This is a genomic window from Paracoccus haeundaensis (genome assembly GCF_006239215.1).
GTDB classification, from domain to species: domain Bacteria; phylum Pseudomonadota; class Alphaproteobacteria; order Rhodobacterales; family Rhodobacteraceae; genus Paracoccus; species Paracoccus marcusii.
Map to the genome: position 1 here is coordinate 21,595 of NZ_VDDC01000045.1, position 8,045 is coordinate 29,639.

The following is an 8,045-nucleotide window of genomic DNA, read 5'->3' on the forward strand; positions in this document are numbered from 1 at the left end:
GGGCGGTGCCTTGTGCGGTCGATGGGGTTCAGGGAAGGGATGACGCCATGCGGACAGGCCCGCGGATCGCGGTCGTGTCAGGTCATGATGTCAGCGGGGTCTGCCTTGCGGCGGTCAGGCGCCTTGTCGCGACGACAAGGGACGCATCGAACCGGGGCGGGTCAGGGCGGGGGCATTGGCATATGATGTCATGAGCCCCTCCTTTCGCGCATGCGTTGCGGGCAGGAGTGCAGGCTGGCCCAGCCTTGCATTTCGCGCAAGACGGCAAAACGCGACAGCCGCCCCAAGGTGGGACGGCTGTTGCAGGTCGGTCACAGTATCGTGTGCGTCAGGCCGCAAGCCCCTTGGAGCCCATCGCCAGGAACTTGGCGCGGCGGTCCTTGATCAGCTGGTCGGGTTTCATGTCCGACATCTCGGCCAGCATCGCGGTGATCTCGGCACCCACGGCGGCGATGGCCTCATCGGGTGCGCGCTGCGCCCCGCCCAGGGGTTCGGCGATGATGCGGTCGATCACGGCCAGCTTCTTCAGGTCCTGCGCGGTCAGGCGCAGCGCCTCGGCCGCGTCGCGCATCTTTTCGGCGTCCTTCCACAGGATCGACGCGCAGCCTTCCGGAGAGATGACCGAGTAGATCGAATGTTCCAGCATGGCGATGCGGTTCGCGGTGGCAAAGGCCACGGCCCCGCCGGACCCGCCTTCGCCAATGATGACGCTGACCAGCGGCACGCCGATCTCAAGGCATTTCATGGTGCAGCGGGCGATCGCCTCGCTTTGTCCCCGTTCTTCGGCGCCCTTGCCGGGATAGGCGCCGGGCGTGTCCACCAGCGTGATCACGGGCAAACCGAAACGGTGCGCCATGTCCATCAGGCGGATCGCCTTGCGGTATCCCTCGGGGCGGGCCATGCCGAAATTGTGGTGGATGCGCGACTTGGTGTCGTTGCCCTTCTCATGCCCGATCACCACGCAGGGCGCGTCGTTGAAACGCGCCAGGCCGCCCATCACCGCATGGTCGTCGCCAAAGGCGCGGTCGCCCGCCAAGGGCGTGTATTCGGTGAACAGCGCCTGGATATAGTCGCTGCAATGCGGGCGGTCGGGATGGCGGGCGACCTGCGTCTTCCGCCAGGGGTCCAGGGTCTTGTAGAGGTCGCGCAGCAGGTCCGACGATTTGCGGTCCAGCGCCGCGGCCTCCTTCTCGACGTCGAGGGTGCCGTCGCCCTTGCGGGCCATGGCGCGAAGTTCCTCGGCCTTGCCCTCGATGTCGGCGAGCGGTTTTTCGAAATCCAGATAGACCATGCGGCATGCCTTTGGGGTTCGGGTTTGGCGCTATATAGGTCGGTGCGGGACGGGTTGCAACGCGGGCGCAGTGGCCAGCACCCGCGGGGCCGGGTGCCGCGCCCGCGTCACTGCAGGTCGGCGAAGGCCGCGCGCAGCCGGTCCGCCGCCTCGATCACCCGCGCCCGCGGCGTCGCGATGTTGAAGCGCATGAACCCGTCGCCGCCCAGCCCGAAGGTCGCGCCGTGATTGGCCGCGATCCGGGCGTCGTCCTGGATGCGACGGGTGATTTCCGCGTCGGTCATGCCGGTGTCGCGGAAATCGACCCAGGACAGATAGGTTGCCTGCAGGGGCATCGACCGCAGGCCGGGAATCGCGTTCACCGCCTGATCGAAGATCCGCCGGTTGCCGTCCAGGTAATCGACCAGCGCATCGACCCAAGCCGCGCCCTCGGGCGAATAGGCGGCCGCGACCATGTCCTGGCCCAGCATCGCCGGAGAGATCCCCGCGGCGGCCAGCGCGCCCTGGAACCGCGCCCGCAGGTCGGGGTCGGGGATGATCGCGTTGCCGATATGGGCGCCCGCGATGTTGAAGGTCTTGGTGGCGGCGGTCAGCGTCACCAAGCGCGGCAGGATGTCGGGTGCCACGGTCGCCATCATCCGGTGACGGGGGCCGCCCGGCAGGACCAGGTCGGCATGGATGTCGTCCGAGATCAGGATCAGGTCGTGGCGGTCGCAGAAATCGGCGACCTGGCGCAGTTCGGCTTCGGACCAGACGCGGCCGCCGGGATTGTGCGGCGAACACAGGATCATCATCCGTTCGCGCCCGGTCAGCATCCCTTCCCACGCGTCCCAGTCCAGGGCGTACTGGCCGTCGGTCATCGCCAGGGGCAACTCGACCAGGTCGCGGCCGGCGGCGCGGATCACCCGGCCGAAGGCGTGATAGACCGGCGCCATCACGACCACCCCGTCGCCGGGCCGCGTATAGGCGTTCAGCGCCATCGCGACAGCGTTGACCAGCCCCGCGCAGGTCAGCACCCATTCGGGCCGGATCGGCCAGCCGTGGCGATGCGCCATCCACCAGCCGATCGCCGCCAGATAGGGCGGGTTCGCGCCGGGATAGCCATAGACGCCATGCGCCGCGGCGCGGTCCACCGCCGCCTGGACCGCCGCGGGGGGCGCGAAATCCATGTCGGCCACCCACATGGCCAGGCCGTCATCGGCGCCCACGCCGTATGCGGCCTGCATGTCGTCCCACTTGCTGCAATGCGTGCCGCGGCGGTCGATGATGCGGTCGAAATCGGGCTGGGTCATGGGGGCTCCTGCGGGCTGCGTCACCCTAGCCTAGCGGGGTTGTTGCTTATGGTGAAGGCTTGCCCTAAATCCCTTGCCATGAGACTGAGACCCATCCTGATCCATCCCGATCCGCGCCTGAAGAAGGTGGCCCAACCCGTGGCCCGCATCACGCCCGAGATCGAGACATTGGCCGCGGACATGCTGGCCACCATGTACGAGGCGCCCGGCATCGGCCTGGCTGCGCCGCAGATCGGCGTGGGCCTGCGCGTCTTCACCATGGATGCCAACCGCGACCCCGAGGCGCCGCGTGCGCCCCTGGTGCTGGTCAACCCCGAGGTGACCTGGGCGTCGGACACGCCCAACACCTATGAGGAGGGCTGCCTGTCCATCCCCGACCAGTACGGAGAGGTCACGCGCCCCGCGCAGATCCGCATGCGCTGGCTGGGGCTGGATGGCAAGACCCACGAACGCGAGTTCGACGAGCTGTGGGCCACCTGCGCCCAGCACGAGCTGGACCACCTGGACGGCGTGCTGTTCATCGATCACCTCTCCGCAATCAAGCGGCAGATGATCACCCGCAAGATGGTCAAGCTGAAGCGGGACCTGGCCCGTGCCTGATCGCACGGGTGCCAGCGGCTGGATGCGCCCCGACCTGCCGGGGGATCTTGGCCGCGGCACCCTGCGCGACATCGTCCTGTGGCCGGACCCGCGCCTGCGCCTGCGCGCGGAACCCGCCGGCTACATGACCGGCCCCGAACTGCGCGTGCTGGCCGCCGACATGCTGGCCACCATGTATCACGCCCAGGGCCGCGGCCTGGCCGCCCCGCAGATCGGCGTGCTGCGCCGGATCTTCGTCATGGATGCCGGCTGGAAGAACGGCGTGCCCGCCCCCCTGGTCCTGATCGACCCCGAGATCCTGGTCCGGTCGCCGCAGACCGAGACCGCGACCGAAGGGTGCCTGTCCATTCCCGGCCGCCCCGTCGAGGTCACGCGGCCCGCCGCCATCGGAATCGGCTGGTATGATCTGGACGGCCGCTATCAGGTGCGCGACATGCAGGGTCCCGCCGCCCGCATCGCCCAGCACGAGGTCGATCACCTGGACGGCCTGTTGATCGTGAAGGACTGACCATGGCCGCGCGCGCGTTCCTGCCCTATGCCGACCCCCGCCTGCACCGCGCCGCCGCGCCGGTGGCAGAGATCACCGAATCCGTCCGCATGATCTGGGACGACATGGTCGACACCATGGAGGCGATGCCCGGCGTGGGCCTGGCCGCGCCCCAGATCGGCATCATGATGGCGCTGGCCGTCGTCGATGCCTCGGGGCCGCGCGGACAGGCGGTCCGCATGGCCAACCCCCGGATCCTGCATGCCAGCGTCAAGCTGCGCGAACACGAAGAGGCCAGCCCCAACCTGCCCGGCGTCTCTGCCCCGATCAGCCGCCCCCGGGCGGTCACGGTGCGGTTCCTCAACCAGGACGGCGTCGAGGAGGACCGCGATTTCGTCGGGCTGTGGGCCACCAGCGTCCAGCACCAGATCGACCACTTGGCCGGGCGGATGTATGTCGACCACCTGACCCCCCTGCGCCGCAAGATGCTTGTCGCGCGGTCGGCCAAGCTGCACCGCCGCTGATTTTTACCGTCGTCATGGAATAGAACGACCCGTCGTGCCGTTCTGCTGTCGAATGGCCCGAAAGGCCGTCCGTGCAACGGGGACCGGCGTCGCGCCCCGTGGCAAGATCGCCGCGGCGCCGGGATTTTCAGAAGGATGCACCCCATGGCACGACTGTTCGGAAATGACGACGACAACCGCCTGACCGGCACCAACGTGGCCGACCTAATCTATGGCCGGTCGGGTGACGACGCGCTCTATGGCTTTCGTGGCAACGACACGATCGACGGAGGCGAGGGCAACGACCGCATCTGGGCCGGCGAGGGCGCGAACCGCGTGTCCGGCGGCTCGGGGAACGATCGCATCTGGGCGGGCGCGGGCAGTGACGTGATCGCCGCGGGCGAGGGTAATGACATCGTCGCCGCCGGCCACGGCAACAACCGCGTCTGGGGCGGCGATGGCGACGACGTCCTGTACACCGGCGCCGGGCGCGACACGCTGGACGGCGGTGACGGAAACGACCGCATGGCGTCGGGGGCGGGCAACGACATCCTGACCGGGGGCGAGGGCGACGACCGGATGATCGCGGGCTTCGGCGCCGACCGCCTGATCGCCGGAGAGGGCAACGACACGCTGAACGGCGGGCTGGGCAACGACACGATGACCGGCGGCGAGGGGGCGGACGTGTTCGTCTTCAACGGCGGGCGCGACCGGATCACCGACTTCGAGAACGGCGACGACGACATCGACCTGCGCGCCCTGGCCAATGTCGACAGCTATGCCCAGATCCGCGGCGCCGCCGTGCAGAGCGGGTCCGACGTCGTGCTGAATTTCGGCCCCACCCAGCTGGTCATCGAGGATTTCCGCCTGAACCAGATGAGCAGCGACGACTTTTCCTGGTAAGATCTTTTGACGGTCCCCCCGCGCAGGTTCGCCCTGCGCGGGTTTTTTTCATGTCTGCGCAGGCAGGTCGTCGCGCACCCGCTCCCACGCCAGGGTCAGGTGGCGGCCCAGGATGTCCGACAGTCCGTCCGCATCCCGCGCCTCCAGCGCCGCGATCATCCGTTCGTGCTCGGCGACCGCGCTGGCCCATTTTTCCGCACCTTCGTGCCCGATGAAGCGGACGCGCTTCAACCGGGTCTGCAGGCGGGCATGCACCTCGGACAGGGCACCGTTGTCGGCAAGTGCCACGATGGCGGTATGGATCGCCTGGTTCAGCTTGTAATAGGCCATGCGGTCGCGCCGGGCATAGCAATCGAGCATCCTGTCATGCAGCGTCCGCACCCCCGCGATGCCCGCATCCGTCGCCTGCGCGCAGGCGATGATCCCGGCCTGCTGCTCCAGGATGCGGATCACCTCCAGCATGTCGCGGACCTCGCGCGCGCCGAACTGCTTGACCACCGCGCCCCGTGCCGGGACCAGTTCGACCAGCCCCTCGGATGCCAGGTACTTGATCGCCTCGCGCAGCGGCGTGCGGGACACGCCCAACTGCTGGCCGATCTGGCCCTCGTTCAGGCGGGTGCCGGGTGGCAGCTGCCCCTCGATGATCATGTCGCGCAGCCGCGACAGGATCGCGTCCAGCAGGGGCAGGCGTTCGATGCGGGCGTCTGCGTCTGACATGTCGGTCACCGGCGTCTCCGTTGGCGCGTCTCTCTCTGGCTATGACGGCGGGGGTGGCAAGTCAATATTGCCTTCTGTGTGCTGTATACAGAATTATTGATACGCTTTCGAGGCCGTGCTAGCAAGAACCCGGGACGTGATTCGGGAGGGGGATCGATGTCGGGGAACACCATGCGTTGGACGCCGCAGGACTGGCCCATCGCCTGTGCGATGATCCCGTTCGCACCCGTCCAGGATGCCGGGCCGGCCGCTTGGGCACGCGATCTGGGCCAGGTCGCGGCGGCGGGGTTCGATGCGGTCGATCCGACCGACAGCTGGCTGCGGCTGGCCGATCTGGACGATGCTGGACGGGCGCGGTTCGTGGCGATCTGCCGTGACCTGGGACTGACCGTTCCGGCCATCTCGACCTCACGGCGCAGCGTGATCGACCCGGTGCAGGGTGACGACCATCTGGCCTATTGCCATCGTGTCATCGACTGCGCCGCCGATCTTGGCGCGGGGCATGTCAGCTTTGGCCTGTTCGGCCCGCTGAGCGACGCGCAGCGCGCCGCCCTGTGGTTCTGGACCGAGCCGGGGGTGACGAACCCCGACGACCCCGCCACCCGCGCCCTGGCCGTCGCCCGCATCCGCGACCTGGGCCGCCACGCCGCCGATCGCGGCATCCAGGTCGCGCTGGAGATGTACGAGGACACCTATCTGGGCACCGCCTCCGACGCGGTCGCCTTCGTCACCGACGTGGACCTCCCGTCGGTCCGGCTGAACATCGACATCGGCAACCTGATCCGCCTGCATCGGCCCGTGCAGCCGTGGGCGGAGATGATCGCGCTGTGCGCGCCCTTCGCGGGCTACTGGCACGTCAAGAACTACTACCGGATGACCGACCCGTCGGGGGTCATCCTGTCCCATCCCGCGCCCATGATGGGCGGCACCATCAACTGGCGCGCGGCGATCAACATCGCGCTGGACCTGGGCTTTTCTAGCCCCTTCCTGGTCGAGCATTACGGCGGCGACGGACTTGGGGTCTGCGCCGAGAACCGCGACTACATCCGCCGCATCCTGGCGCAGAGAAGGACCCTGCCATGACCAAGATCGTGGACCGCCCCGAGGATTTCGCCGCGACCGCGCTGGCGGGGTTCTGCGCCGCCCATGCCGACCGGATCATTCCCGTCCCGCATGGCGCCCTGCGCGCCCATGCGGGGGCGCCGGGCAAGGTGGCCTTGGTCGTGGGTGGAGGGTCGGGGCATTATCCGGCGTTCCTGGGCTACGTCGGTCCGGGCCTGGCCGACGGGGCGGTGGCGGGGGACGTGTTCGCGTCGCCCTCGACCAGTGCGGTGGCCGGGGTGGCGCGGGCGGCGGACCTGGGCGGAGGCGTCATCCTGGGCTTTGGGAACTATGCGGGCGACGTGCTGAACTTTGGCGCTGCCGCCGAACGTCTGCGCGCCGAAGGGATCGATGCGCGCATCCTGGCCGTGACCGATGACGTGGCCAGCGCGCCCGCGACCGACGCCGCGCGCAGGCGGGGCGTGGCGGGCGACCTGCTGGTCTTCAAGATCGCCGGTGCCGCGGCCGAGGAGGGCTTGGACCTGGACACGGTGATGGATCTGGCCGGACGCGCCAATGCGCGGACCGTGTCCTTCGGGCTGGCCTTCGACGGCTGCACCCTGCCGGGACAGGCGGCACCCCTGTTCACCGTGCCCGAGGGGCAGGTCGCCCTTGGCCTGGGCATCCACGGAGAGCCGGGAATCGCCGCGCAGGCCATTCTGCCCGCTGCCGATCTGGCCCGGATGCTGCTGGAGCCGCTGCTGGCGGAACGGCCCCAGGGCCATGACGGCCGCGTGGCCGTGGTCCTGAACGGCCTTGGCCGCACGAAATACGAGGAACTGTTCGTCCTGTGGCATCATCTGACCGGGCTGATGACCGACGCCGGCCTGACCGTCATCGACCCCGAGGTCGGAGAGTTCGTGACCAGCCTGGACATGGAGGGGTGCTCTCTGTCGATCCTGTGGCTGGACGATGCGCTGGCCGATCTGTGGCGTGCGCCTGCTGATGCACCCGCCTTCCGCAAGGGGACCGTGGCCGCCCAGGGCGCGCGGCAGGTGGCCCGCGAAGGGGCCGCCGCCGCGGCGATCCCCCAAGGCGCGCCCGCCAGCGTGGCGCAGGCGGGCTGCGTGGCCGACATCGTGGCGCGGCTGGCCGATGCGCTGGCCGAGGCCGAGGCGGAGCTGGGCCGCATCGACGCCATCGCGGGCGAC

Annotated in this window: 9 protein-coding genes; 6 read left to right on the plus strand and 3 right to left on the minus strand. The window is 69.1% G+C overall.

The window, feature by feature from the left end; translation table 11 throughout:
• Positions 1 to 328: 328 nt before the first annotated feature.
• Both FHD67_RS17940 and FHD67_RS17945 read right to left on the minus strand, forming a co-directional pair.
• Positions 329 to 1,291: an acetyl-CoA carboxylase carboxyltransferase subunit alpha gene (locus FHD67_RS17940; RefSeq protein WP_045982486.1), complete on the minus strand. Its 963-nt coding sequence runs from the start codon at positions 1,289 to 1,291 to the stop codon at positions 329 to 331.
• A 107-nt stretch (positions 1,292 to 1,398) separates the two neighbouring features.
• Positions 1,399 to 2,583 carry a MalY/PatB family protein gene (locus FHD67_RS17945; protein WP_139599539.1) on the minus strand — a complete coding sequence of 395 codons (1,185 nt, stop codon included), beginning with the start codon at positions 2,581 to 2,583 and terminating at the stop codon, positions 1,399 to 1,401.
• A 78-nt stretch (positions 2,584 to 2,661) separates the two neighbouring features.
• Between FHD67_RS17945 and def (FHD67_RS17950) the strand changes: the two genes are divergently transcribed.
• The 4 genes from def (FHD67_RS17950) (at position 2,662) to FHD67_RS17965 (ending at position 5,076) form a co-directional block, all read left to right on the plus strand.
• Positions 2,662 to 3,183 carry a peptide deformylase gene (gene def / locus FHD67_RS17950; RefSeq protein WP_218062343.1) on the plus strand — a complete coding sequence of 174 codons (522 nt, stop codon included), beginning with the start codon at positions 2,662 to 2,664 and terminating at the stop codon, positions 3,181 to 3,183.
• Positions 3,176 to 3,691: a peptide deformylase gene (gene def / locus FHD67_RS17955; protein WP_139599541.1), complete on the plus strand. Its 516-nt coding sequence runs from the start codon at positions 3,176 to 3,178 to the stop codon at positions 3,689 to 3,691. Before def (FHD67_RS17950) ends, def (FHD67_RS17955) begins: the two co-directional genes overlap by 8 nt.
• A 2-nt stretch (positions 3,692 to 3,693) precedes the next feature.
• Positions 3,694 to 4,194 carry a peptide deformylase gene (gene def, locus FHD67_RS17960; RefSeq protein WP_139599542.1) on the plus strand — a complete coding sequence of 167 codons (501 nt, stop codon included), beginning with the start codon at positions 3,694 to 3,696 and terminating at the stop codon, positions 4,192 to 4,194.
• Positions 4,195 to 4,338: 144 nt separating this feature from the next.
• Entirely contained in the window at positions 4,339 to 5,076 is a 738-nt protein-coding gene (locus FHD67_RS17965) for a calcium-binding protein (RefSeq protein WP_139599543.1), read from the plus strand.
• Positions 5,077 to 5,124: 48 nt separating this feature from the next.
• Here the strand turns inward: FHD67_RS17965 and FHD67_RS17970 are convergent, their stop codons facing one another.
• Positions 5,125 to 5,793, minus strand: coding sequence for a GntR family transcriptional regulator (locus tag FHD67_RS17970; RefSeq protein WP_139599547.1), 669 nt, complete (start codon positions 5,791 to 5,793; stop codon positions 5,125 to 5,127).
• A 171-nt stretch (positions 5,794 to 5,964) separates the two neighbouring features.
• Here FHD67_RS17970 and FHD67_RS17975 point away from each other — a divergent pair, with 171 nt between their 5' ends.
• A complete protein-coding gene (locus FHD67_RS17975) occupies positions 5,965 to 6,876 on the plus strand; it encodes a sugar phosphate isomerase/epimerase family protein (RefSeq protein WP_246071339.1) in 912 nt (303 codons plus the stop codon).
• The coding region (locus FHD67_RS17980) for a dihydroxyacetone kinase family protein (RefSeq protein ID WP_139599545.1) at positions 6,873 to 8,045 on the plus strand (1,173 nt) is incomplete at its 3' end. The genes FHD67_RS17975 and FHD67_RS17980, both read left to right, overlap by 4 nt.

What these genes read in the sequence shown, in the direction of transcription:
- FHD67_RS17940 (WP_045982486.1), bottom strand. Translation starts at nt 1,291, where the DNA reads ATGGTCTATCTGGATTTCGAAAAACCGCTCGCCGACATCGAGGGCAAG.
- FHD67_RS17945 (WP_139599539.1), bottom strand. Translation starts at nt 2,583, where the DNA reads ATGACCCAGCCCGATTTCGACCGCATCATCGACCGCCGCGGCACGCAT.
- def (WP_218062343.1), top strand. Translation starts at nt 2,662, where the DNA reads ATGAGACTGAGACCCATCCTGATCCATCCCGATCCGCGCCTGAAGAAG.
- def (WP_139599542.1), top strand. Translation starts at nt 3,694, where the DNA reads ATGGCCGCGCGCGCGTTCCTGCCCTATGCCGACCCCCGCCTGCACCGC.
- FHD67_RS17965 (WP_139599543.1), top strand. Translation starts at nt 4,339, where the DNA reads ATGGCACGACTGTTCGGAAATGACGACGACAACCGCCTGACCGGCACC.
- FHD67_RS17970 (WP_139599547.1), bottom strand. Translation starts at nt 5,793, where the DNA reads ATGTCAGACGCAGACGCCCGCATCGAACGCCTGCCCCTGCTGGACGCG.
- FHD67_RS17975 (WP_246071339.1), top strand. Translation starts at nt 5,965, where the DNA reads ATGCGTTGGACGCCGCAGGACTGGCCCATCGCCTGTGCGATGATCCCG.